This window comes from Streptomyces sp. NPDC048590, assembly GCF_043199535.1.
Taxonomy (GTDB): Bacteria; Actinomycetota; Actinomycetes; order Streptomycetales; family Streptomycetaceae; genus Streptomyces.
The window spans coordinates 16,407-39,779 of record NZ_JBICWC010000007.1; the positions used below are offsets into that span (position 1 = coordinate 16,407).

The following is a 23,373-nucleotide window of genomic DNA, read 5'->3' on the forward strand; positions in this document are numbered from 1 at the left end:
GAATCGATGACCCCCGTCCCTGTGCAAGCACGAGAGGCGCACACTGAAGGAGCCTTCGAGGCCGTCATCGAGTCTGCCCTGCTCCGGAACGGCTGGGAGCAAGGGCTCGGCAATTCTTACGACCACAAGCTTGGCATCGACACCTCCGAACTCTCCAAGTACCTTCGCGCGTCCCAGCTCGACGCCTGGGAGCGGCTGATGGATGCCTACGGAGAGGAGGAGCCAGACGCCGTCCATCGCTTCGCAGCTCACGTGGCCCAGCAGATAGACGCCCGCGGGACCCTCGACGTACTACGGCACGGAGTTGTGGACCGGAACGTGAGGCTGCGGCTCGCCTACTTTCGCCCCGCGCACACCCTCGCCGTCGGTGCGCTCGACGAGTACGACGCCAACCGCCTCACTGTTGTCCGGCAGTTCCACTACTCCTCGGTCAAGCCGACGAGGTCGCTCGACCTAGCGCTTTTCCTCAATGGCCTACCCATCGCATCCGCCGAGTTGAAGAACCCGCTCACCGGCCAGACCGTCGAGCACGCCAAGCGGCAATACCGAACGGTTCGAGATCCGAAGGAGTTGTTCTTCGCGCGTCGTAGCCTCGTGCATTTCGTGGTCGACCCGGATTTGGTGTTCCTGACGACGCGTCTGGCTGGTCCCCAGACCCGCTTCCTGCCGTTCAACATGGGCGATGGAGGCCCGGGGAACATCGGCGGTGCCGGCAACCCGCCCACTCCCGACGGCACCACGTATCGCACTTCGTACCTGTGGGAACAGGTGTGGCAGCGTGACAACTGGCTCGACCTCCTGCACCGCTATCTGCACGTCGAGGACGAAGCCGCCAAGGCGGGCAAGGCCCCCCGCTATCGCCCGGGCGCCGCGCACACCCAGCCGCTGATCTTCCCGCGCTTCCACCAGTGGCATGCCGTACGGAAGATGACGGCGCACGCCGCCCAGCACGGGGCGGGCGAGAACTACCTGATCCAGCACTCGGCGGGGTCCGGCAAGTCCAACACCATCGCCTGGCTCGCTCACCGTCTCGCATCACTGCACACGCCCGAAGACCCGGTACTCCTCGACCCGGCCGCAGCCAAGGCCAAGAACCTCGCGGCGAACAAAGCCGTCTTCGACAAGGTCGTCGTCATCACCGACCGCCGCGTGCTGGACAAGCAACTCCAGGACACCATCTACCAGTTCGACCACACACCGGGTGTCGTGCTGCGTGTCGACGACAGCTCCCAGCAGCTGGCCGAGGCGCTGACCGGGGCGACCGCCCGGATCGTCATCACCACGCTGCAGAAGTTTCCCTTCATCCTGGGCAAGACCTCCGGCCTTGGCCGCGAGCGCCGCTACGCGATCATCATCGATGAAGCGCACTCCTCACAGGGGGGCAAGGGCGCCGACGCGCTCAAGAAGGCTCTGGGCAAGATCGGTTCGGATGCAATCGACGAGGACGGCGATCCACTGACCGCTGCCGCCCTCGCCCGCGGCAAGCAGCCCAACCTGTCCTTCTTCGCGTTCACCGCGACCCCGAAGGATAAGACGCTCAAACTCTTCGGTACTAGGACTTCTGATGGCGGGCAGATGGAGCCGTTCCACATCTACTCGATGCGGCAAGCCATCGAGGAAGGCTTCATCCTGGACGTGCTGGGCACCTACGTTACCTACGGCACGTACTTCAAGCTTCAGAAGGCAGCCGTGGACGAGGCGGAGAAGCAGGTCGATCCGCGCAAGGCCAAGTCGAAGCTGGTACGGGCGGCCCTGCTGTCCGAGGCGTCTCTCGACTCCCGGGCGAAGATCATGGTGGACCACTTCCGGGCACACTCTGCCGACCGCCTCGGCGGGCGGGCGAGGGCGATGGTGGTCACGCCCAGCCGTGAGCACGCCGTGCGCCTCTATCAAGCAATCCGCGCCTACGTGGAGCGGTGCGGCTTTACGGACTGCGCGACTCTGGTCGCGTTCTCCGGCACTCTCACCCTCGACGACATCGAGTACACCGAGGCCAAGCTCAACGGCTTCGCCGAGAGCGAGCTTCCAGTTCGATTCGCCTACACCCGTCTCGACGATCCGAAGCCGCCGTCCGTTCCCCGCCCTGAATACCGCATTCTCGTCGTCGCCGACAAGTATCAGACCGGATTCGACCAGCCGCTGCTGACCACCATGTACGTCGACAAGCCACTGGCTGGCCTGGCGGCCGTGCAGACGCTGTCGCGGCTCAACCGCACGCATCGACTCAAGTCCGCCGAGGACCTCTTCGTCCTGGACTTCGCCAACAGGCCCGAGGTCATAGTGGAGGCATTCCAGGCGTACTACGAGGCGTCCCTCGCCGAAGAGCCCGAGCCCAACCTGCTGTTCACCAGGCACGATGAGGTGATGGCCTATCGCCTGCTTATCGAGGCGGAGATGGACGCCTTCGTGACCGCGTACTTCGCCGCGTTCCAGGACGGCTCCGCCACCGATGCGGCGGTGTCCAAGGCTCACGCGAAGCTGCACCACTACACCACCGGAGCCGTGGACCGATTCAATCGTTTGGCGGACGAAGAGCCGGACGCCGCCCAGGAGTTCCGGAGCGCGTTGGACGCGTACGTCAAGGCGTACGGATGGCTCTCCCACGTCATCGGGTTCGAGAACGAGGAACTGGAGCGGCTCTTCCAGTACGGACGGTTCCTGGTACGACGCCTGCGTCTACCGGCGGGTTCCGCCAGCGTGGACATAGGGGAGATCACTCCTAGCCACATGAACGTACGGAAGACCGGCACCCCCGAACTACGGCTCAAAGCGGAGGGCGCGCAGCTCCTGCCGGGCATCGTGCCGCAGCCCGCTGGCGCATCCCCTGATGCGCAGGAGAAGTCGCTAGCTGAGGTCATCGAGTCGGTCAACGAGGAGTACGGCATCGGCCTGTCCACCACAGACCAGATCCTGCTCGGCCAGCTCGTTGTCGCCGTCTCTGAAGATCCCGATTTGAAGCGGATCGGCCTCCACAACGATGAGGAGACCTTTCGCCGGGAGGTCGACCGGGACATGGACCGCATCGTCATCGACCAAGCCCAGTCCAATGATGCCCTCTTGGTGCGCTACTACGACGATCCGCTGGTGAACAAACTGTTCAAGCAGGTCGCCACCCAACAGGCGTACGGACTGATCCGCCGGCCCGCCCGCCGCGAGGCGGAACGCCGAGCGACCGCCGAGCGGGCCGCGGCGATCAAATCGGGTGAAGCCCCGGCCGCACCGTCCGCCGATGCGTAACCTGCGCAGGTAACGGCCTGTCACGTCAAACAGCCGGTGCGTGCCCAGCGCCCGCGCGGAAGGGACCACCGAGGTGCTGCAAGACGAGTCGACCGAGGATGCCGCCGTGCCGTCCCGTCTCCTCGCTGGACGCTACCGGCTGGACAGGCCGATCGGTGCCGGCGGTATGGGCGAGGTGTGGCACGCATACGACGAACGGTTGGGGGACAGGCGCGTCGCGGTCAAGATGATGCTCACCGACGTCCGCGGCGTATCCGGCATGCCGGGCTTCGGCGCCGCCGAGGCGCTGCAAAACCGGCGCGAACGCTTCCTGCGCGAGGTGCGCACCACCGCCGCCATCGAGCACCTCGGCATCCCCGCCGTCTACGACACCGGCGTCGACGACATCTCGGGACGGCTGTATATCGTGATGCAGCTTCTGCGTGGGCGGGAGATGCAGAGGTTAATCGACGAGGCGGACTACACGGCTCAACCACTCGCCGTTTCCTGGGTGGCCGGGGCGGGCGCACAGATCGCATCCACGCTGGATGAGGTCCACCGGCACGACGTTGTCCATCGCGACATCAAGCCTGCCAACCTCATGCTCACCCCGGAGGGCGTGGTCAAGGTTCTCGACTTCGGCGTCGCCGCCCTCCTCGGCTCGGGCACTAACCCGCGCCTCACCCAAGAAGGCATGACCGTTGGCACGCCGCCCTACATGTCGCCTGAGCAGAGCTTGGCCAACGCGGTCGGCCCTGCCTCCGACATCTACGCCCTTGCATGCGTGCTGTACGAACTACTCACCGGAAGACCGCCGTTCACTACCGACAGCAGGGGCTCCTGCACTTTTCACCATGTCCGCACTCCACCTCCGCCGATCCGCACCGTGCGCTCGGACATCCCCGAGGAGCTGGAGCATCTCCTCCTGGGGATGCTGGACAAGGAGCCGGAACGGCGGCTCGGGGCCTCGCAGGTCTACGATGCTCTACTGCCCTGGGTATACGGACAGGACGACTCCACCACTGCCCAGCAGGAGTACGACCCGCGCCAACCTTTCCGCCGCCCCTTCGGCGGCCCGACCAAACGCGTCGCCGTCCGCTCGTACACGCCGACCGAGGTCGTCACGGTCACCCATCATGCCGCTGGTGAGAAGGGGCCCACACCGCTGACCGATCAGGAAGCGGACGAAGTGTCGGACGTTGCGGCACGCTTGGCCCAGGACGGAAAGTTCGCTCAGGCTGCCGATCTCCTCGCGGGTGCCATAAACCGTGCCGCGAACGGAGTCCTACACGATGACCTCGTCTTTTCCCTGGCCCAAGTGAAGTTCTTGGCGGGAGCCCACCGAGAAGCGGCAGACCTTTTTGAGGAAGCGGGAGCCGCCTACGACGCTCTATACGGGGCTGAGGACGAGCAGGCCAGGCTGTGCCACTACTTTGCCGGGCAGTGTCGCATGGCCCTTGGCGAATCCACTGCTGCCATCCAGGCGTTCCGCGCATACTCGGCCAGGCAGCCCGACACGACCGACGGTGAAGCCATCGACCGATACCTGGACGCCCTTGCCTCCCTTACCCGTCTGCATGCCGCCAAGGAACGTTTCCCCGAGACCGTGGCCGCAGCGGAGGAGCTGCGGGAAGCCACTCGACGCCTTCGTGGTCCTGACGCACCGGAACTCACCGACATCGATGGGTTCCTGGCCCGTCTTGGCCGCTTCACAGGCTGACGATGGCGACGGGATGCGCGGCCAACACAGGCTCAAATCGCGGGCCTGCGCGGCCAGCTCGGCCATCAACTCCAGGTCCGGGCCGGTATCCTTCCAGCTGTGCAGCGCCGAGCACTGGAGATCGGGTGGTAGGAGGTCCGGTGCTTTCCGACCCGAACCATCACCCACACCGGCTTCTCCTCGCGCGTCTCCGGCCTCGTCAGCACGTGCGGTGATGTCTCCACGGATACCCCTCCCAGGAACGGGCACCAGCCCGCGTGCAGGGTACTGGTCCCGCAGCCTTCGGCGAGGTCGGGCTCTCCGTCTGGTGGCAGGACTTCGGCCAGGTGTCACAAGCCGGTCCCGTAGCCAGGTTCTCGGAGTACGGTCGGGCGACGCGACCAACGAGAAGAGGGGCCGGAGCGGGATGGCGAGCGAAGACCGGAAGAAGCTGCTGCGGGCGGTGGAGCTGTTGCTGCTGCCGGGGGTGACCACCACGCCGATCGGCGAGCTGATGCCGTTCCTGACGGACAGCAACCACCGCAAGTGGGAGATCGCGAAGGCGGTCCGCGAGGCGATGAACAACATGACCGGCGAGGGCTTGGAGGACGAGCAGCGCGTGGAGCTGATCTCGCTCTCTGAGGTCGTGCGCCAGCACTGACCGGTTTGGTACACGTGGGCCCTGCTTCGGCAGGTCCCATCCATGCAGTATGGCCCGCTTCTGGATCATCTGACCCGCCGCGGCTCCGTCCTCCGGTCAGTCGCAGGCGACGCCGTCCTTGTCCCGGTCCAGATGGAGCAGGCGCTTAGAAGGCACGTGCTCTATCCACTGAGCTACGGGGGCTGACCTGCGTAAACGCAGCTTCCGGGCGCTGTCCCCCGAGGGCCGGGGGACGCATGGGGGAATCGCTGCGTCCCGGCGGTTGGGGGAGGCGAGTGCTCTCCGGCTAGGTCGTAAAAAGGGTCTCACATTACCTTCACGCCCTCATGGCCTCGCGCGGAAACAATCTGGTACCTCTCCGGCGTTGATGATCTCCGAGCCGAGGAGGGGTCGAGTCTGAAGTTGTTTCGCACGGACATGATGAGTAGCGGCATGACTGAAGTCGTGCCGCGTCTTGCTGAGGTTGAGGCCGACGTGCAGGGTCTCGTCGAGATGCACATGGAGACGCTGCTGGGCGTCCGGTTCCTGGCGAGCGAGTACAGCACCGGACCGTTGCACGGGGGCCGGATCGACTCGCTCGGACTGGATGAGAACGGATCTCCGGTCATCGTCGAGTACAAACGCGGCACCGATGCCAGCGTAATCCATCAAGGATTGTTCTACCTCTCGTGGCTGATGGACCACCGGGCGGAGTTCGAGCACCTGGTCCGCGACCGGCTCGGGGTGACGGCCGCGTCCCAGGTCCTGTGGAGCGGCCCACGCCTGATCTGTATCGCCGGCGACTTCACGCGCTACGACGTGCATGCCGTGCGCGAGCACCGTCGGTCGATCGACCTGGTCCGCTACCGACTCTTCGGCAGCGACCTGCTCGGCCTTGAGACCGTGGCGTCGGTGAGCGGCGGCATGCGGGTGGCCGGTCGGGCGCGCCGGCAGGCGGTTGCTCGGGCGGCGGCTGATGTCCAGGGCGCGTCGATGGTGGAGCTGGCGGGTGCGGTGGACGAGGCGCTGCTCGGGCTCGGGGACGGCGTGAAGCGTGTCGAGCGCAAGACGTACCGGGCGTATCAGCGGCTGCGGAACTTTGCCTGACTGTGCCCGCCGCAGCGGAGCAAGGTGCTGGTCTACCTGAAGGTCGATCCGAAGGATGTCGACCTCGTGCCGGGGTTCACCCGGGACGTGTCTGGGCTCGGTCACCACGGGACGGGCGACCTGGAGGTGCAGCTGCATACCCCACGGGATGTGGAGCGGGCAGGGGATCTGTTCCGGGCGAGCTTCGCAGCGGCGTGATCGCCTGCCGGCCTCTCGGGCGTGGCTGTTTTGTGGTCGTGGGGACGATGCCTTTCGACGTGCGGGTGGGACGTGGCGGTGGACTATCAATGATGCGCGGGATCGCCGGTTTGGCTAACCGGCGATCCCGCGTTATGTTGCGCGGCCGGTGGGCGGCGGCTATCGACTCAAGCTGGGCTGCCTCGGCCGCTGTGGCGTCCCAGGCCCGCACAGTCCAGCGAGGACGCTGGGCGACAATCCACCCGTGAATCCCTCCCGGGGCATGCGCCGAAAGAATGGATTGCCATAGTTCTGGTGCGAGGCGGGAGGGAGGCCCTTCTACGGTGGCTCGGAGCTCCAGCACGGTTGTCTTGTCGGCGTCTTCGAGGGTGAACTGGCGGCTTCCATCCGTTTGATCAGCGCCAGGTGTACGTCTGGTCGGTGATCGGGGGGAGCAGTACATCGCTGGGCGGGTCGGTGGGTTCGGTCAGCTCGCTGAGCGCGTTGCCAACGGCGGGGTAGAGGTGGCGGCGGGCGGCCTGCGTGAGGGGAACCCAGACCACGCTGGTGACGTCTTCGGCGTCTTGCTCGGTTGTGGGGAGGGCGGCCCGGACGTGGCGGGGGATGGCCAGAAGATGGATGAGGTGGAGCCGGCGGAACGTGCCGGTTCTGCCGGGGCGTGTCGTGATCTGGTCTTGTGCCCAGCGCAACCGGGGACGGTCGGGGAGAGCGGTGACATCGAGATCGAGCTCTTCCTTGAGTTCGCGGGCGAGGGCGACTGGTACTTCCTCGTCCGGGTGGAGGAGGCCGCCCGGCAGTGAGTACTGGTCTCCATCGGGGCGGTTCCGGCGGATCAGGCAGATTTCGTCGTTTTCGATGATGGCTGCGCAGGTGCGGATCGCGATGGCCGGAACGGCGCCCGTCGTGGTCATGAGTCCGTCCGCGGCTGGAGGGCGACAGCGTTGTTGGCGGCCAGCCAGCCCGTCGGGTTGCCGCAGTCGAAGTACTGGCCGGTGACGGGGTGGATGAGCACGTTGTGGTCGCGGGCGAAGGCGGTGATGGCGTCGGTGGCCTGGTACTCGCCGTTCGCGGCCGGGGTGAGCTTCTCGAAGTAGGCGGTGGCTTCGGCGGGAAGCAGGGTGCGGCTGATGTTGATGTAGGCCGTCGGTGCGCTGTAGGTGGTCGGCTTTTCCAGCAGGTCGTCCATTACCTGCTGGCTGTCCTTCGTGTTTCGGGGCTTCAGGATTCCGTACCGGTGAGCGTCGCTGCCGGGGACGGTGGCGGCGGCGACAGCACCCGCGGTGCCGGCGGCGTTGCGGGCGGCGGCCAGGTCGGCGAGGTCGGATCCGCCGTCGGTCCGCAGGAGCAGGTCGTCGCCGGCGATGAGGAAGAAGTCCTGGTCGCCGATGAAGTCGGCGGCCAGGATCGCGGGCAGGGCCGTTCCGTACCGGTCGCCGTCGCGGGGCTGCTCGATGAAGTGGAAGTCCGCCTGGTCGTGAAGGTGTGCGATCGGTTCGTACTTCTTGTGCCAGCCGCGGGCGGCGAAGTAGTCCCGCATGCCGTGGTCTTCGGTGAAGTAGTGGCGGACCTGCCGTCCGCCCTCGCCCTGTGAGGTGACGATCGCGATCTCGCGCACGCCCGCTGCCAGGCAGTCGGCGACCGCGTAGGCGAGGACGGGTTGGTCGAGTACCGGCAGCATGCACTTGTTGACCGATTTGGCGATGGGGAAGAAGCGGGTTCCCATGCCGGCTACGGCGATGACGGCGCGACTCACGCGGGCCCTTCGGGTGGGTGCGGGCTCTGCCTGTGGTCCTCCGGCAGGGCCCGGCGGGGCGGGATAGGCGCGACAGTCTACGCATACCGCGCACGGTTTTCGTGTACCCGCAGTCCGCGGCGGTGGCGCTCAACTGGCCGAGCCGCCATCGCTGTTGAGCGAGGCGGCTTGGGCGGGGCGCGTCTTCTGGATCAGCGGGTGGGGGGTGTGATCGAAACGGAGAGGGGCTTGGGGGCCGCGGCGGCGGTCAGCGAGCCGGCCTCGCGGATCCGGTCCCAGATCGGGGTGGCCCGTTTGCTGGGGTCGAAACCGTGGCGTACTGCCTGCTGGTGGACCGCGGCGAGCATGGTGTCGTAGTCGCGGGGCGTGCCGACCTGGCCGTCCACGTAGCGGTGCAGGGCGGCGATACCGACCTCGATGATGTGGTGGCCGGTGCGCTGGAGGGCGCCGAGCAGGTCGGTGTCGAAGGACAGCCGGTGATCGGTGACCTGGGGCAGGGCGGCGGCGAGGGCGGTGCGGGTGAACGCCTTGAATCCTGCCTGGGGGTCGGTGACGTGCAGGCCGAGGAGTTCGTTGGCCGCCTGCATGTAGAGCAGGGTGGCCGGCGTGGGGCCGGCAGGCGGGTAGTAGCCGTGCGAGTCGGGCCTACGGCGCGATCCGATTACCGCCCCGGCTCGGGAGTGGGTCAGTGCTTCGAGGTGTAGGCCCAGTTGGTCGAGGGGGTAGGTGAGGTCGAGGTCGGTGTAGGCGAGGGTCGTGTGGCCGGCGGCGTGCAGCTGGTTGAGGCCCCACAGCACCGCTCCGCCCTTGCTGCTGGTCGCTGCTGCTCGGTGCGCGATGGTGATGCTGATCCGGGGGTGGGAGCCGGTCAGTTCCGCGGCGGCCTGTGCGGAGGCGCTGTCAGGGGCCTCGTCGATGAGCAGCAGGTGCGCGCGGGCGTCGGGACGGGTGTCGAGGAGCCAGGCGAGCTGTGCGGTCTTTGCGGCCAGGGCGTCGAGTCCGTCGGGGTTGTCGGGTGAGGCGGGGGCGAGCCGGCCGGTTTCGGAGCGCATGGGGATGACGATGCCGACGTCGGGTGTCTGGGTGAGGGTGAGGAGCGCCGCTTTCGAGCGGGCTGCTTTGAGCGCGGCGATCAGGCCGTGGATGTGCAGGGCTCCGGGGATCTTGTGCCGGCTGTTCTTGGCGTGGGCCTGGACGAAGGTGATGAGCAGGGCGTCATCGAAGTGCGGAAGCGGGCTGTGACCGAGGTGGCCGGTGAGGTGGTCCGCGATGGTGTGCAGCAGGGCACGTCCTGCCGGGTCGGAGGCCCAGCACTGCTCGGGGGTGGGAGCGGTGCTTCCGGTGTAGTGGGTGCGGACGTGCTCAGCGAGGAGGTCGTAGCCGGCGATCAGCGCCCGTTGGCTGGGGTCCCAGGTGGACCCGTCTGTGGTGGTGGCGGCCTTCTGCCAGGCCGGTGACCAGACCTGGGGGTGACGGCTCGCGGCGCGAGCGGTGGCTCGAAGCTGCTGCCAGCGGGCCTGGACGGCGGGCCAGGGGCACTCGGGCACCGCGTCGGCGGCGAGCGTGCGCGGGGCAAGGAGGGCTATCGCCAGGGCGCGTCCGGCGTTCTGCGGGGTGTCGGCGGCCTCGGCGAGCGCGCCGAACCAGAGGGTGGCGGCCAGGGTGAGGCCGCCGGTGTGCTGGGCGATGGCGGCGATTGTTTGCTCGCGTCGGGCGGCGAGTTCGGTGCCGATCCGGTTGCGCTGGGTGCGTTCTCTTGCACGGGCGGCGGCTTGGTCCAGGTCGCTCGCCGGGATCTGTGCCGCGCTGCGGGCCTGGATGAGGGCCCCAAGCGCCGCGTCGGCGGGCCCGGTCAGGACGGGGGCGGCGAGCAGGGGCGCGAGGAGGTCGTTCAGCGCCTGGGGGTTCACGGTGGCAGCGGCTTCGGCGAAGCGGGGGCTGGCCAGGAACAGGTGGTCGATCGTTTCGGGGCGGTGGGCGAGCTGGGCCATCGTGCGGGCGAAGGTGTGGCACCCGGTGGCCGTGGCGGGGAAGAGCAGGTCTTTGAGCCGGGACGTGGCCGGCTTGGACGCTGGGCGGTGGGCGACCAGCAGGGCGAGTGCTGCAGGGGGCAGGTCGGTCCGGGCTTCCAGGGCGGCGGTGATGAGGCCGGCCGCCTCGGGGGCACGGACGTTGAGGAGGGAGCGGATGGTGTCCGGGTCGGGTAATGCCTGATGGGCCAGCCGGATGGCGAGTCCGGCGTCTGAGCGGTGCGTCCGGCCGGTGAGCAGCGGGGACTGGGCAAGCGGCAGGTAGGTGCGCGGTGCGGGCAGGGTGGTCATGCGGAGAGCCTTCCGGCGACGAGTTCGGCGGCCTGGCGGGCCGTGTGCACGGGGTGGAGGAGGTTCTGGCGCAGGAACGTGCGCTCGAACGGGCTGAGGTCGGCGTGGACGACGACGGTGGAGGGGGTTATGTCGACCGGGGTCCCTTCCCGGTCGATGCGGGCCAGGAGCTGTTGAACTGTTTCCTCGTCCGGGCTCTGGCTGGCCGCGCACACGTCGTGCTGGGCGGTGGGGCAGCGCAGGCGGCAGTTCGTCTGGGGCAGGTCGTAGTGGCCGTTGTAGTCGGGGATGTGGCTGCCGCGTTCGACCGACCGGCCGCAGGAGGAGCGCTTGAGGACGGCCGGTTGTTCGTTCGCGGGGACGTCGGCGTACACCTCGTTGAACGCGGTCATGATGCGTTTCTCGGTGGCGCCGGTCAGCAGTTTCTTTCCCGGGGTGAAGGACCCGCTGGGCAGCGGCAGGCCGTAGGACATGAAGGAGTGGACGTGGTCGTCACCGAACTTGAGACCCCCGAGGACGACGGTGCGGGCGCCGGCCTCTTTGAAGGTCTCCCAGACGTGGCGCAGGTGGGCGTCGGTGGTATTGATGCCTTCGGCGATCGGCCGGTAGTAGGCGAGGGTGTTGATCCGGTCGGACGTCAGGATGCGGCGCAGGAAGTCCAGGCGCCGTTTGCGGTTGGGCGGCTCGATCGCCTCGGGCATCGCGGCGTAGCAGACGTTGACGTCGAGGTCGACGTTGACGAGGGACTCCAGGCATCCGATCTGTTCGTCGGACAGCGTGTACTTGGTGATGCAGGAGACGCGGTTGGTCAGGCCCAGGCGATCCAGAAGCTGCAGGGTGGCCCACGTTCTGGGCCACAGCTTGGGCAGGAACGCCTCGCTGGTGGACATGTGCAGACCGATCGGGGTGACGTGCGGGGTGAACCAGGGGTGGGCGAGCAGCCGCTCGACCGCCTGGTCCGCGGTCAGAAACCCGGTGGGTTCCCACGAGCCGAGGTAGCCGTCGACGGTGTCGCCCTCGCGCCGGTAGCAGTAGGCGCACATCAGCGGGCATCCGATCCCGAAGTCGACCGAGACCCCGCCCTTCATCTGCGACACCATGTAACTGGTGTTCAGGCCGTCGGGGCCGGCCATCGCCTGGGTGGCGGCGATCTCCTGGGCGGTAGCCACCGGCTTGAAGCCGTCGGGCAGCGTGGTCTTCAGCGCGAGGGGCGCGTCGGGGGTGCCGACGATGCCGGGGTAGGCGAAGGTGCAGCGGAGCACGAAGTGCAGCGCGTCTACCTGTTCCGGACGGAGTCGGTGGCGGGCCGTGAGCGGGCGCAAGGTCCGGGAGGGCAGCTCCTGCAAAGGGATGCGGCGGCCGGTCACTTCGTGGAGCAGCCGCTGGTCGACGACGTCGGTGAGAGCGAGTTCCAGCACTCCGTCGCACAGGCGGCGAGCGGTGGTGACCACCGAGTACGGATCCGCGATGTCCAGGGTGTCCTGCAGGGCCTGGGCGGCGTCCGGGCGGAGTCCTCGGTCGTGAAGGACCCGGTGCCCGGCGTCGATGAGCCGGGCCAGGGCCGCGGTGGTGGGCGGTGTGGCGTGCGTGGTCACAGCAGTACCTCCGTGGAGTTGTCGGTGCGGTCGTTCTGGCGGGTGGTCCAGGCGGGCGGTGGGTGCACGTGCGGGGCGCCGACGGCGATCAGCGCGGCCAGATCCGGTTCGGCCAGGCTGATGCCCTGGGTAGCGGCGTGGTCGTGATGGGACCAGGCGCGTTCGCCGGGCAGCCGGGCGCCGTGCTCGCTGAGGGCAAGGGCGACCTCGGCGACGGCACCGGCGAGCTGACCGCTGGTACCGAGACGGGCAGGGTCGACGGACAGGCACAGCAGACCCCGGCCTTCGTCCCCGCAGGGCAGTGCGGGGCTTCCGGTCAGCGCGCCGACCAGCAGCTCCAGCACGATGACCAGCGCCTGGGCCCGTTCGCCGGACGGCAGCAGGACGGCGGCCTGCGCCGGGTCACGGGTAGGCTGCCCCGCTTGGTCGAGCGCGCAGCCGTCAGGCAGCTGACGACCGGCACGGGCATGCTCGTGCAGACGGCCCCAGGACATGGACCCGGCGGCCATATCCAGCAGCGCCGGCCGCTGCGGGTCGGTACCGGGAACGGCCACAGCCAGCGCCGAGTTACCCAGCAGCGCTGTCCCCGGGCCACCCAGTACGGCCACGCTCGGCCCGGACGTCTGGGCGGCCAGCACCCCGACCAGCCCACGCCGGGCCAGCTGGGCGGCTCCCACACCGAGTGCCCCGGCGTGGCCGGCGTTGCGCACGATGACGAGCGCGACGCCCTGGCGGCGCGCCCCGGTGGCCGCGAAGGAGACCGCGTGGTCCACGGCCAGCGGTCCCGGTGCCCGGTCCGCGTCCATGACCAGGCAGCCGGCCCCGGCCGGTCGGCGGGTCATCTTCGGCCGGGCTGTCAGGCGTCCGGAGCGCAGCTTTGCCACATACCCAGGAGCGAGCCTGCTGCCGTGGCCGACAACGCCCCGTAGGTCGGCCTCTACCTGCGCGGCGGCCACCGTTCGCGCTCCGCCCCGGGTCATTCCGGCCGTCAGGTACAGGCGGATCAGGTAGTCGGTCAGTTCTTCGGGGCGCACAGTTACCGCCATGTCGTGCCCCCTACAGGGACGTCGGCAGGGCAGGGAGCCCTGCCGCCCAGCAGGAGGTCCACCACCGACTCGGCGCTGGAGCGGTGCGGGCTGAACGCCGCTACCAGGACATCGGCCGGCGAACCGGCCAAGTCGTCCGGATCACCGAGGGCGACCTGGACGACCACGCGCCCAGCATCGACCCACCGGGCCGTCTCGGCCGCCGCGGCGCTGCCGGTGTCGTACCCGTACACCACGACCGTGCCAGTGCCCGGCGGCATGGCCGCACCTGGGCTGAGAGAGGTCACGGGCCGGTGCCTGGTAAGGGAGCCGAGCAGATGATCCGGGGCATGGCGGGCACTGTCGGCCCGGCGCTCCCCGGTGTTCGGTACGCGTACCGCAAGCACCGGTTCGGTGGGGGAGAGCGGGAGGTCATGGCGACCGTGCACCACGGCCACCGATCGGCCCGCGATACGCCGGGCCGCGTGCTCGGCCGCCACGTTCGCCTCCTCCCACGACGGAAGGACGGCGTCGGCGCCGAGACCGTAGGCGTGGTGCAGCGCCCGCACACGGGCCGCGGCCTCTTCGATCCGGTCCTGACTCACCCGGTGTTCACGCACCGCGTTCAACAGGGCCCGGGTGACGAGCGCGCGGCGCCGCACGCCGGCTGCTCGTTGGGCGAAGTCCTGGTGGCCGCGGGAGATCTCGGAGTCCAGCATCACGATGTCCACGCCGGCGGCAACGGCTGCTACCGCTGCTTCGCTGAGTCCGCCGAACGGCTGGTGCACCGCGGGGATCGACAGGTTCTCGCTGACGATCACACCGGTGAAGCCGAGATGGTCCCGCAGCAGCCCAAGGACGCGCGGCGACGCGAGCGCGGGCCGGTCATCAAGGGCCCGCACTGTATGGCTGCCTGCCATCACGCACGCCACCCCGGCTTTCACCGCAGCCCGGAAGGGCAGCAGCGCTCCGTGGGGGAGCCGTTCGGTGACGGGGGCGTCGTGGTGGGGGTCCGCCGTGATCCCGCCCAGTCCCGGAAAATGCTTGGCCGTCGCTGCGACCTTGCCGCCCTGCAGGCCCCGGACGTAGGCCGCCGCCATAGCGGCCACGGCTTCCGGGTCCGAGCCGTAGGATCGCGTTCCGACTGCGGACACGGATGGCCACGTCGCCAGATCACACACCGGCGCCAGATTCCACGTCAGTCCCGCAGCCCGCAGCTGGCCCGCGATTACCGACCCGGCCAGCTCGGCGGCCTCCGGGTCCCGGCCCGCACCGAGAGCGAGGTTGGCGGGAAGCTGGGCCACCTGCGGCCAGTCGAGTGCGTTGAGCCGGCCCCCCTCCTGGTTCACGCTCACCAACAACGGGTACGGAAGCGACTGTTGTGCCCCGCGCAGAGCCTGGCGGAGCGCGTCCGGGCTGGTGATCGTGTCCTTGCAGAGCCGCCCGGACGCCGCGCCGGCCACGCGCTCCAGCCGGGCCTCGGTGATGTCATAGGCCAGAGAGTGCCGGCCGGGACGGACGATCAGATCGATGCACGCCTTCAGGTCCGGTGTTGCTCGGGCGGGGTATCCGGGCATGGCAGTCCTCCTCGCTCACGTGCTCGTTTGCCGGACGGAATTCAGGACGCCGGTGTCGCGGGTCCGGCGAGTTCGAAGCCGTCGCCGCTGGGCCGTTGTGTCTCCTCCGACAGCAATCCCGCGACCGAGAGGATCTGCCGGGCCATCTCCTGGGGGGTGTACTGCTCCGTGTCGAAGACCAGCACCGTGTGGTGACGGCGGCCGAGGTAGTGCACAAGCGCCGAGTTAAAACGGCCCGCGAAGCCTTCCTCGACGCTGTTGCGGTCACCGACGTCCACGCGCTGGCGACGCAGCATCCGGGCGCGGCGCGCCTCGGGGGATGCGTGCACGTACACGGCGACATCGAAGGCGGCGAAGTAGCGCGCGGCCCACAGTGCCAGGGCGGCCGACAGAAAGGGGCCGCCGGCCAGTCCGACGGCCATGGTGCGATCCACGTAGCCTTCCTGGACCAGGATGGCGTCGCCGCACTGCGGCGGGTCGAGGTGGACCAGCAGGGCGTCCAGGGCGAACCCCCCGACGAGATAGGCGGTGGTGATACCGCTCGACTCGTATTGGTGGGCCAGCGGCAGCCGCTTCAAAAGCTTCTCCAGCGGGTGGTGCTCAGCGAGCATCCCTCGGTGGCGTACCGCCGCCGTCCCTTGCGCGGCACACATGGTGAGCAGGGCGTCGGTCAGGGTCGTCTTACCCGACAGGTCCAGTCCGTCGATCAGGATGCGCGGCCGGCGAGATGACCGGCCGGCTCCACCAGCGAGCCAGCGGACAGGGCGGTTGCGGCGAGCGGCGTCCCCCGGCGGGGGAGCGGAGGGTCTGGGCATGGGTGTCCCTTCACGATCTCGCGCTCCGACATGGGAGCGCCGGCGGAGAACCTCCCGGTCGAGCTGTCACCCGGGAGCGCGCGAGCCACTGGCTGATGTCTGCGGCTGTCGTTTCCTGGAGGACTTCTTCCGGCTTCGAGCGGAACCTGCTCGATGTGCGTCGAGTACAGCCCAACCTCCGTCAACACGACAGGAGTTGCCTGTAGATGCGGGGTAGATTCGCTGTCGCTGACGGTAGAGTCGCCGTCACGGTTGATGATGGAATCGAAGCGTGGACAACCCGATCCGGCACCCGCTTGCCTACGCCAGAGAAGTCAACGATCTGTCCCAGAACGAGCTGGCCCATCTCCTGGACCGGGCGGCCCGGAAGCGCGGGCTGCGCTCTGGCGCCGACAAGACGACCATCAGCCGGTACGAGCGTTGGCTTCAGCGGCCGAACCGCGAGACCCAACTCCTTATGGCCGATGTGGGAGTGTTCGACGTGCCTGTGGCCCACGTGGACCGGTACGGCTGGCCGGACTGGCTGCCCGGCTCGGAGATCCCGCTACCGCTGGGGTCGGGGTACACCGTTCAAGTCCTTCGCGACGCACAGAAAGCCGCTATGGATCGCCGCACCTTCATGACCTACAGCGCAGCCGCACTGGCCGGCCTCGGGGCCCAATGGGTCTCGATCGAACCGGACCACCTGGCCTCCGCACTCAGCGGAAGAACGACAGCCGACCACGAACTCATTGACTGGCTGGAGGAAACCAGCCGGAAACTGACCGGCCTCCCCACCGAACAGCGACAGCACACCATCAAAATGATGGATGCCCACCTGGAAACCGTGACCGACCTGATCGAAGGCGGACGCCACACCGGGACATCTACGAAACGGCTGCACAGCCTTGCCGCATCCTTGTCCACCACGTGCGGCTGGTACCGGTTCGACCAAGGGAGGCACTATGCGGCGGGAAAGCTGTGGACGGCAGCCTTGCATTCCTCCCATGCCGCAGGCGACCGCGACTTCGGAGCCGGCGTCTTATCTGATTTCGCCTATCAGTCCAACTGGCTCGGACAACCGAACGTCTCCGTGGACCAGCTCGGCCACGCGATCACCGGCACCGAACACCCGACCGCCCGGTCGCTGCTGTTCCTCCGCCGGGCCAGGGCCTACGCCGCACTCGGCGAACGCTCCCTCTGCTACCGCGATCTCTCCGCAGCCGAGACGGCACTGTCGTTGCAGCCCGTCGATGCCGCACCGAACTGGTGCTCGTGGATGAGCCCCGCCGACCTCGCGGTCGACTCCGGTCAATGCCTGCTCGACCTCGGTAAGGTCGATGACGCCTCGGCGAAGATGCGCGAGGGCCTTAGCTTGCTACCGAAGGCCCGGGACAAGACACGCGGCATCTTCCTGACCTATCAGGCCAGAGGACTCCTGCAGTCCCACGACGTCGAACACGCCCTCGCCGTTACGGAGGAAGCCCTCGAGCTGGCCCGTCGTATCGGCGCCGAACGATGTGTGGCCCAGGTTCGCGAACTCGCGCGGGCCTTCAAGCCCTACCGGCAGGTGGACGGCGTGGATGACTTCATCGAAAAACTACACGCGGCCTAACGCTGTGACCAGCACCATTCGCCGGACACCTTGGCCCCGGTGACCCTTGCCTTCTCGGCCGCGGAGCCCCGATATGGGCTACCTGACTCGACGAGGGCGGTCAGTATTCCGATCACGGTTACGAAGGTTGGCGCTTCAGGTAACGAGCTGACACGAACGCCAGCGGCGAGATGTGCGACGGACTAGACCCCGCTCTTCCAGCTGGCCCAGTTGATAGTGGACTGAGCTGGCGCTGGTGAGGCCGACCCGCTCGGCGATTTGGCGGAGGCTAGGCGCCTCACCGCTCTCGGTTATCGCGGCTTTGATCGCCTGGAGGATGGATTCCTGCCGTGCACTGAGGGGAGCGTCACCGGTCATGCCGGTCTGCCCTGCTCCGCGGCGCGGGCGGACCTTTGGAGTTCCATCCGGGCTGCCGAGGCCCGGCCATTCCTCGTACCCCAGAACGGATGCCACCAGACCCGCGCGGACAACTGCAGCAGCCGTCGACGCAGGGCGGTGTTCTCGACAGGGCTGAAGGTGCTGAGCGCCAGGTAAGCGGCGTGCCTCTCACGCTCGGCTTGCAGCAGATCGTAGGGGAAGGGGGGTGTCGGAGCCATACTCCAATTAGAGCATGCGTTCGAATTTGGAGCACCTTCTGGAGCAGCGGCGGGTCGGACCCAATGAACGTGCACGTTGGTCGAGTGCCTCATACGAGTGAGTGCAAGCGTTCGCTTGGCGGACGGTCGGCTCGGGATCCGGACGATGGCCTGTGGTGCATCGGCAGCATTTTTCCGCGCTACGTTGAGTCGTTTGGTCTCTGAGGATCAGCGCGTACGACTGGGTAGGTGGCAGGCGCCGGTGGTGACAGGTACGGCCGGTGAAGAGGTGACGGGGCGTGTTTGACGGTGGCGGCTCGTGGCCGGCTTCTGGCGGCTGCCGGTTCCGCAGGCGAGGTTTTCGGAGAGGTCGGCCAGCAGCGAGCTGGGTGTGTACGGGGACGCGGTGAGCGTCCAGGCGGGGCGGTCGGGGTCCGGGCCTCCCCAGATGGTCCAGGTGGCCTGGTTCTGGGTCGGGCGCTGGGCCGCGAAGGCGTCGAACTGGACTCCGGCGTCTCCTGCGGGGGACGTCCAGTGGATCCCTCGTCCGTTCATGGTGTGGCTCCACCCGGCTTCGGAGAGGGGGCGAGTGGAGGCGGTCACGGTCTTCTCACCCACGGGGGAGCCGAGAGCGGTGTTCGAGCTGTCGGCATCGGCGAGGTGACGCAGCAGCCCGCGCAGCACGGGGGCCGGGGTGGCGCCGGTGGCGGTGAGGACCCACATGCGGTCGGAGACGGGGCTCTCGTACGCGGCCACGGTCCACGTTGTTTCGTGGGCGTCGGTTTCGTGGACGTGCTCGATGCGCAGGGTTTGGTCCTCGTGGATGGCGTGGGTCGTCTCGTCGGACCAGGTGCGCCACTTCTGCCAGTCGCGGTGATCTTCGAGAAAGGTTTCCAGGAGGGCGTCGTGGTTGCCGGCGTCGGCCGCGTATGCGGGGACGGTTTCTGGTTCTGGGCGCGGAGACTCGGCTCTGGCGGTGGGTGGGCTGAGCGAGGTTCGGGCTTGAGCGGTGTCCTGCTCGGTGTCGGTCAGGGGAGCTGGGCCGGGTCGCATGGCGGCGCCGTGGGCCTTTTCGAAGGCGACCAGGGCTGCAGCGGGTGAGTCGAAAATGTCGGCGACCTGCCGCAGATGGTCCTCGCCGTGGAGGTAGACGGACTTGCCGCTCCGGTGGAGGTAGGTGCCGACCGCGACGGTGGTGTGGCCATCGTGGGCGTGGGCGTGGATGAGGAGATGGCCGTGGCGGATGTCGTCGTGGATCTTCTGGGCCTCGTCGGAGACCTGGCGGATCTCGCTGCGGGTGCACCAGGGCATCGGGTAGGTGGCCCAGGTCCATTCCTCGTCCATGGCTTCCCGGAGCTTCGGGGTGATCTCGACGGCGATGCCGTCCGCGGCCAGTTGTTCGGCTGCCCACTCGGCCCAGTAGGGCTCCTCGTGATCGATGCGGACCAGAACGAGGGTGTTGTTGCCCACGACGCTCCAGTTGCCGGCCTCCAGGGCCGCGTGGGCGATATGGGCCTGGGAACCGGTCAGGACGGCGGTAACGGCGCTGGAGTGATGGGGGTGGACGTCAAGGCGGACGTGGGCGTCGATGGAGGGGGTCGTCATGTGGGGGCTCATTCCTGCCGGTTGCCGGGGCGCGAAGGGCCCGGCAACCGGCGGGTGGGGGTCAGCGGGGACTGCGCGTGGCGGAGGGCGCCGTGGTCTGCGGCGGACCGGCTCGGGGCACGCTTGCGGCTCTCGTGGCCCGTGCGCGTGCGGTCCGGTCGGCCGGAGAGGTGGCGTGCCGCCATCGCGTACGCACGGCTGAGAGGTCGGCGAGCGCACGGCGGCTGCCGACGACGAGCTGGTAGGGCGTGCTGGCCGCCTCGTCGGTGAACGCCTCGATGGTCTGGCCCGCGTGGTCCGCGACGGCGAGGACGGAGCGCTGGACGACGCGCTCACCCCAGTGTTCGGGGGAACCGAACGACCCAGACAGGAGCCCCAGCAGCTCGCGCGGATCGGCCCCGGGACGCAGGAGCCCGCTGTGCTGTGCCTCCCACAGGACGGTCACGGGGTCGATGGGGGTGCCGCGCCGGTCCAGGGCCGTCAGGCACTGCCACAGCCCGGCGTGCAGCGGGTGCGTGAAGTCGCCGGGCGTGAGCCACCGCATTTGCTCGACGCTGCTGGGGTGGGCGGTGGTGGCCGCGAGGAGCAGTCGCTCCTCGTCGGCCGCTTCTTCGTGCTGGGGCCTGGCTGGCGCGGGAGCGGGAGCGCGGGGCAGGGATCCGGGGTGTGGAGGGAACCGGGCGGCGATGTCGTCCACCACGGTGGCAATGGCGTCGGCCTCCGTGAGGGTGGCGGCCACGCGCTGGGGGAGTGAGGTGTCGGTGGCGGTGTGCGTGAGGCGCTGGGCGGCGGCGGCCAGACGGCGCCGGCAGTGTTCGGCTTCGACCATCCGGGCGTAGGCGGGTGCGTGCCGGGCCAAGGGGCAGACCTGGACCAGGCTGTGCAGATACGGCGCGGACAGCCCGCGGGCTTCCTTGCGGGCGGTGGTGAGCACGGTGTCGAGCCACTTCGCGTCCTTCGCGTGCTCGACCGGGTCGGGGGCCGGCAGGGAGCGGATCGCGGCGAACAGCGCGCGGTGCGCGGCGGTGGAGAACGCGTCGGGGCCGATACCGGTCACGTCATGCACCCGTTGCGGTTCGAGCAGGAGGGCTCCGAGCAGGGCCTGCTCGACGTGGAACACCGGGTGCGGCCGTGGGACCGCGGTGAGATCGTCCTCGTCGGGGCCAGGGGTGTTCGGCATCAGGCGGCCAGAGTGAAGTCGTCGGGGTTGAGGGGGACATCCAGGTGCGGGGCCAGCAGATGGGCCGCGAGCAAGGGGGGTACCGCGTTGCCGATCTGGGAGAACTGCTGGCCCTTGTTTCCGGCCCAGGGGTAGTCGGCGGGGAAGGTCTGCAGGATGCCGGCCTCGCGGGCGGTGATCCGGATCGGTTCCGGGACAGGCACCGAGCCCGCTTTCTCCCCGGAGAGGGTAGGTTCGGCGATCCAGGTGCATTCGTTGGCCCGGTGTCCGAAGAACAGCGTTCCCGCTGGCTCGGACAACGGCCGGACGGTGGCGTTGGCCTGGTTGTTGCTGCGCAGGGACCAGGACCAGTGGTGTGCCTCGGCGGTGAACGTGGGCGCCGGAGCGTCGGCGGCTAGGTTGTCGCGGGTGCCGTGCCGGGCCGCCCATCCCGCGCCTTCGTGGCGGGACTGCAGGACCACCCCGCCCGGCCGGGGCATCCACGTGCCGCGCTCACGGGCGTCGGACAGTGTCTTGCGGGAGCCGGAGGGGAACGGCTCTGGGCCACCGCCGGGTCCCCCGCCGGCGCAGACGGTTGGCACGGGCCGGTCGGTGGCACCCCAGCCGAGCGCCTCGGCCATGCTGACCCAGCGGGTGCGGCCCGGCCCGAACAGCGAGTCGGGCTCGCCGACCTGGGCGTGTGTCGGTGCGGGGGGCTGAGCTGTACGGACCCGTGAGGCGAGCAGGATGGCGCGCCTTCGTGTCTGGGGTACTCCGTAGTCGGCGGCGTTGAGGATGCCCGTCCATACCGAGAAGCCCCAGCGCCGTAGCACAGCCGCGTACTGCTTCCACAGCGGAAGGACATCGGGTACTTCCTCCATGACCACCCACTCGGGCTCGCCGACCGAGTTCAGGGCGTGGAGGTAGCGCATCGGTTCCGCCGCGAGTAGGGAGCGTTCGTCGCGGCAGGCGGCGAGGAGGCGCTTGCTGGTGTCGCGTCCGGCGGCGAGATTCTGCACAGCCTCGTGCACGAGAGGCTGGTCGAGGAGGCCCAGGCGTTTGCCGGCCATGCTCCACGCCTGGCACGGAGGGGATGCGATCAGCCCGCGGGTCCGGCCGATGAAGGGCCAGGTCGGATACATCGCCACGTCGGTCCGGACAGTCAACTGCCCAGCAGCCGAACGTGTCTTGCAGGCCCATGCATCCCACTCCAGGCCGATGTCACGAACTCCGAGCACGCTCAGCGCCCGACTCCAGCCGCCCGGACCCGCGAACAGGTCGAGTATCACGTGGCCAGCCCGAAATCGGTCTGCCCCATCGCGTCCGCGTCTCCGCGGCACGCCCAGGGCGAGCAGCCGTCCTCGACGCCGTTTTCCAGTTCCTCCGCCTCGTCCGCCCCGATCTGAAGGGCGGCCTTTTCGGCGGCGGTGACGTGATCGATCGGGGCCTCGCTCAAGGGGACGTGGGAGCGGTGCAGGAATGCTTCGCCGAGCAGTCGGTTTCCGGACGCGTTGGCACGGGCGTTTCCCTGACGGATGGCCGCATCGAACTCGACCACATCCGCCCACTCGGACGGTGACGTATCCCTGATATGCCTCCACTGTGCATTTCCGTGGAACGGGCAGCCGAGGCAACTCGATTTCGGTGTTGCGGCCAGCCCGAGTGAGGTCAGGTAGCGAACGCAGTCCGCTCTGCTCCAGTCGAGGTCCAGAAGGGGGTGCCGGTTGCGCATGTACTGGACATCGGCGTCCTTGGCCCGATGGAACTCATCGGTCGAAATGCCGACCCACTGCTCGACGAACACCCCCCTGGGGATGCGTGACGGGTAGGGGTAACCGAGAAGTTCACGCACCTTCTGCTTTATTGGTTTTATCTTATATTCGCCGGTGCACTGCCTGCGGGTCATCCCGGGCCGGCCGTCGGTGTTGAGGATATGGAGAGGCATCGAAGCGAACCGGTGATCCGGATTCAACGCATCGCTTCGAATATTTCCGGATGCGACGCGGAGGACTGGAATGCCGGCGGGATTTGCCACCTCTTCTTCCAGGCGGTTCAGATGGGCGTAAACGGCCTTCGGCTCCCATCCCGTGTCGGCGAAAATCGCGTAGTCGACCTTGGGGAGGACGCCTTCGGCGGACAGGGCGAGCAAGGTGCTGGACTGGACTCCGGCGCCGAGCGAAAGGACTCTCAGGGTGGGGGTGCTCATAGAATTCCAGGGGTGAGGGCGTAGTGATCCGCGGGGCGAAGGGACAGCCGGGGTGCCGGGGCAGCTCGCGCGAGGGCCGGCGACTGCGGCATCCGAGGCCAGTCCGGACGGGCCGCCGGTGGCGGCGGACCTGCGTCCCCGGGGTGGATCGGCGGGGGGTCAGCGGGTGCGCGGCGTGGCTGTGCTGGCGGGCGGCGGTGCGGGCGGGCTGGTTGTGGTGCGTGTGTGAGTGGCGGAGCCGCGGAGGACTTCGAGGTGGGCGCCGGTCTCGGCAAGGCGCCAGAAAGT

The 23,373-nt window shown here is 68.5% G+C and carries 17 protein-coding genes and 1 pseudogene; 5 read left to right on the plus strand and 13 right to left on the minus strand.

All coding sequences use genetic code 11. The annotated features are described in order from the left end of the window. Positions 1 to 6: 6 nt before the first annotated feature. The 4 genes and pseudogenes from ACGFNN_RS20910 (at position 7) to ACGFNN_RS20925 (ending at position 6,860) form a co-directional block, all read left to right on the plus strand. Positions 7 to 3,237 (plus strand): type I restriction endonuclease subunit R, encoded by a 3,231-nt coding sequence (locus ACGFNN_RS20910; protein ID WP_393557784.1) that lies wholly within the window; start codon positions 7 to 9, stop codon positions 3,235 to 3,237. A gap of 40 nt (positions 3,238 to 3,277) precedes the next feature. Further along, positions 3,278 to 4,936 (plus strand): protein kinase, encoded by a 1,659-nt coding sequence (locus tag ACGFNN_RS20915; RefSeq protein ID WP_393557786.1) that lies wholly within the window; start codon positions 3,278 to 3,280, stop codon positions 4,934 to 4,936. A gap of 406 nt (positions 4,937 to 5,342) precedes the next feature. Beyond that, positions 5,343 to 5,576 (plus strand): hypothetical protein, encoded by a 234-nt coding sequence (locus ACGFNN_RS20920; protein ID WP_393557788.1) that lies wholly within the window; start codon positions 5,343 to 5,345, stop codon positions 5,574 to 5,576. 417 nt (positions 5,577 to 5,993) lie between these two features. Then, positions 5,994 to 6,860: pseudogene (locus ACGFNN_RS20925) on the plus strand (endonuclease NucS domain-containing protein). 395 nt (positions 6,861 to 7,255) lie between these two features. Here ACGFNN_RS20925 and ACGFNN_RS20930 read toward each other — a convergent pair. The 7 genes from ACGFNN_RS20930 to ACGFNN_RS20960 form a co-directional block, all read right to left on the minus strand. Then, positions 7,256 to 7,771, minus strand: a complete 516-nt coding sequence (locus ACGFNN_RS20930) for an NUDIX domain-containing protein (RefSeq protein ID WP_393557790.1) — start codon at positions 7,769 to 7,771, stop codon at positions 7,256 to 7,258. Continuing rightward, positions 7,768 to 8,613 carry a sugar phosphate nucleotidyltransferase gene (locus ACGFNN_RS20935; protein WP_393557792.1) on the minus strand — a complete coding sequence of 282 codons (846 nt, stop codon included), beginning with the start codon at positions 8,611 to 8,613 and terminating at the stop codon, positions 7,768 to 7,770. Before ACGFNN_RS20935 ends, ACGFNN_RS20930 begins: the two co-directional genes overlap by 4 nt. Positions 8,614 to 8,804: 191 nt before the next feature. Then, a complete protein-coding gene (locus ACGFNN_RS20940) occupies positions 8,805 to 10,934 on the minus strand; it encodes a hypothetical protein (protein ID WP_393557794.1) in 2,130 nt (709 codons plus the stop codon). Continuing rightward, positions 10,931 to 12,529 carry a hypothetical protein gene (locus ACGFNN_RS20945; RefSeq protein ID WP_393557796.1) on the minus strand — a complete coding sequence of 533 codons (1,599 nt, stop codon included), beginning with the start codon at positions 12,527 to 12,529 and terminating at the stop codon, positions 10,931 to 10,933. Before ACGFNN_RS20945 ends, ACGFNN_RS20940 begins: the two co-directional genes overlap by 4 nt. Then, on the minus strand, positions 12,526 to 13,575 hold the full coding sequence (locus ACGFNN_RS20950; protein WP_393557798.1) for an Ldh family oxidoreductase: 1,050 nt from the start codon (positions 13,573 to 13,575) through the stop codon (positions 12,526 to 12,528). The genes ACGFNN_RS20945 and ACGFNN_RS20950 overlap by 4 nt, the downstream gene beginning before the upstream one ends. Beyond that, entirely contained in the window at positions 13,566 to 15,131 is a 1,566-nt protein-coding gene (locus ACGFNN_RS20955) for a glycoside hydrolase family 3 N-terminal domain-containing protein (RefSeq protein ID WP_393557800.1), read from the minus strand. The genes ACGFNN_RS20950 and ACGFNN_RS20955 overlap by 10 nt, the downstream gene beginning before the upstream one ends. A gap of 41 nt (positions 15,132 to 15,172) precedes the next feature. Continuing rightward, on the minus strand, positions 15,173 to 15,946 hold the full coding sequence (locus ACGFNN_RS20960; protein ID WP_393557802.1) for a hypothetical protein: 774 nt from the start codon (positions 15,944 to 15,946) through the stop codon (positions 15,173 to 15,175). A 271-nt stretch (positions 15,947 to 16,217) separates the two neighbouring features. Here ACGFNN_RS20960 and ACGFNN_RS20965 point away from each other — a divergent pair, with 271 nt between their 5' ends. Then, a complete protein-coding gene (locus ACGFNN_RS20965; protein ID WP_393557804.1) occupies positions 16,218 to 17,540 on the plus strand; it encodes a helix-turn-helix transcriptional regulator in 1,323 nt (440 codons plus the stop codon). 135 nt (positions 17,541 to 17,675) lie between these two features. Here the strand turns inward: ACGFNN_RS20965 and ACGFNN_RS20970 are convergent, their stop codons facing one another. The 6 genes from ACGFNN_RS20970 to ACGFNN_RS20995 form a co-directional block, all read right to left on the minus strand. Then, the gene (locus ACGFNN_RS20970; RefSeq protein WP_393557806.1) at positions 17,676 to 17,897 is read right to left on the minus strand and encodes a helix-turn-helix domain-containing protein; all 222 of its coding nucleotides are present in this window, start codon (positions 17,895 to 17,897) and stop codon (positions 17,676 to 17,678) included. Then, a complete protein-coding gene (locus ACGFNN_RS20975) occupies positions 17,894 to 18,136 on the minus strand; it encodes a hypothetical protein (RefSeq protein WP_393557808.1) in 243 nt (80 codons plus the stop codon). Before ACGFNN_RS20975 ends, ACGFNN_RS20970 begins: the two co-directional genes overlap by 4 nt. Positions 18,137 to 18,343: 207 nt before the next feature. Beyond that, positions 18,344 to 19,720, minus strand: coding sequence for a DUF317 domain-containing protein (locus ACGFNN_RS20980; protein WP_393557810.1), 1,377 nt, complete (start codon positions 19,718 to 19,720; stop codon positions 18,344 to 18,346). 61 nt (positions 19,721 to 19,781) lie between these two features. Then, entirely contained in the window at positions 19,782 to 20,900 is a 1,119-nt protein-coding gene (locus ACGFNN_RS20985; RefSeq protein WP_393557812.1) for a DnaB-like helicase N-terminal domain-containing protein, read from the minus strand. Beyond that, positions 20,900 to 22,168 carry a DNA cytosine methyltransferase gene (locus tag ACGFNN_RS20990; protein WP_393557814.1) on the minus strand — a complete coding sequence of 423 codons (1,269 nt, stop codon included), beginning with the start codon at positions 22,166 to 22,168 and terminating at the stop codon, positions 20,900 to 20,902. Before ACGFNN_RS20990 ends, ACGFNN_RS20985 begins: the two co-directional genes overlap by 1 nt. Further along, positions 22,165 to 23,028: a hypothetical protein gene (locus ACGFNN_RS20995; RefSeq protein ID WP_393558426.1), complete on the minus strand. Its 864-nt coding sequence runs from the start codon at positions 23,026 to 23,028 to the stop codon at positions 22,165 to 22,167. The genes ACGFNN_RS20990 and ACGFNN_RS20995 overlap by 4 nt, the downstream gene beginning before the upstream one ends. Positions 23,029 to 23,373 lie beyond the last annotated feature (345 nt).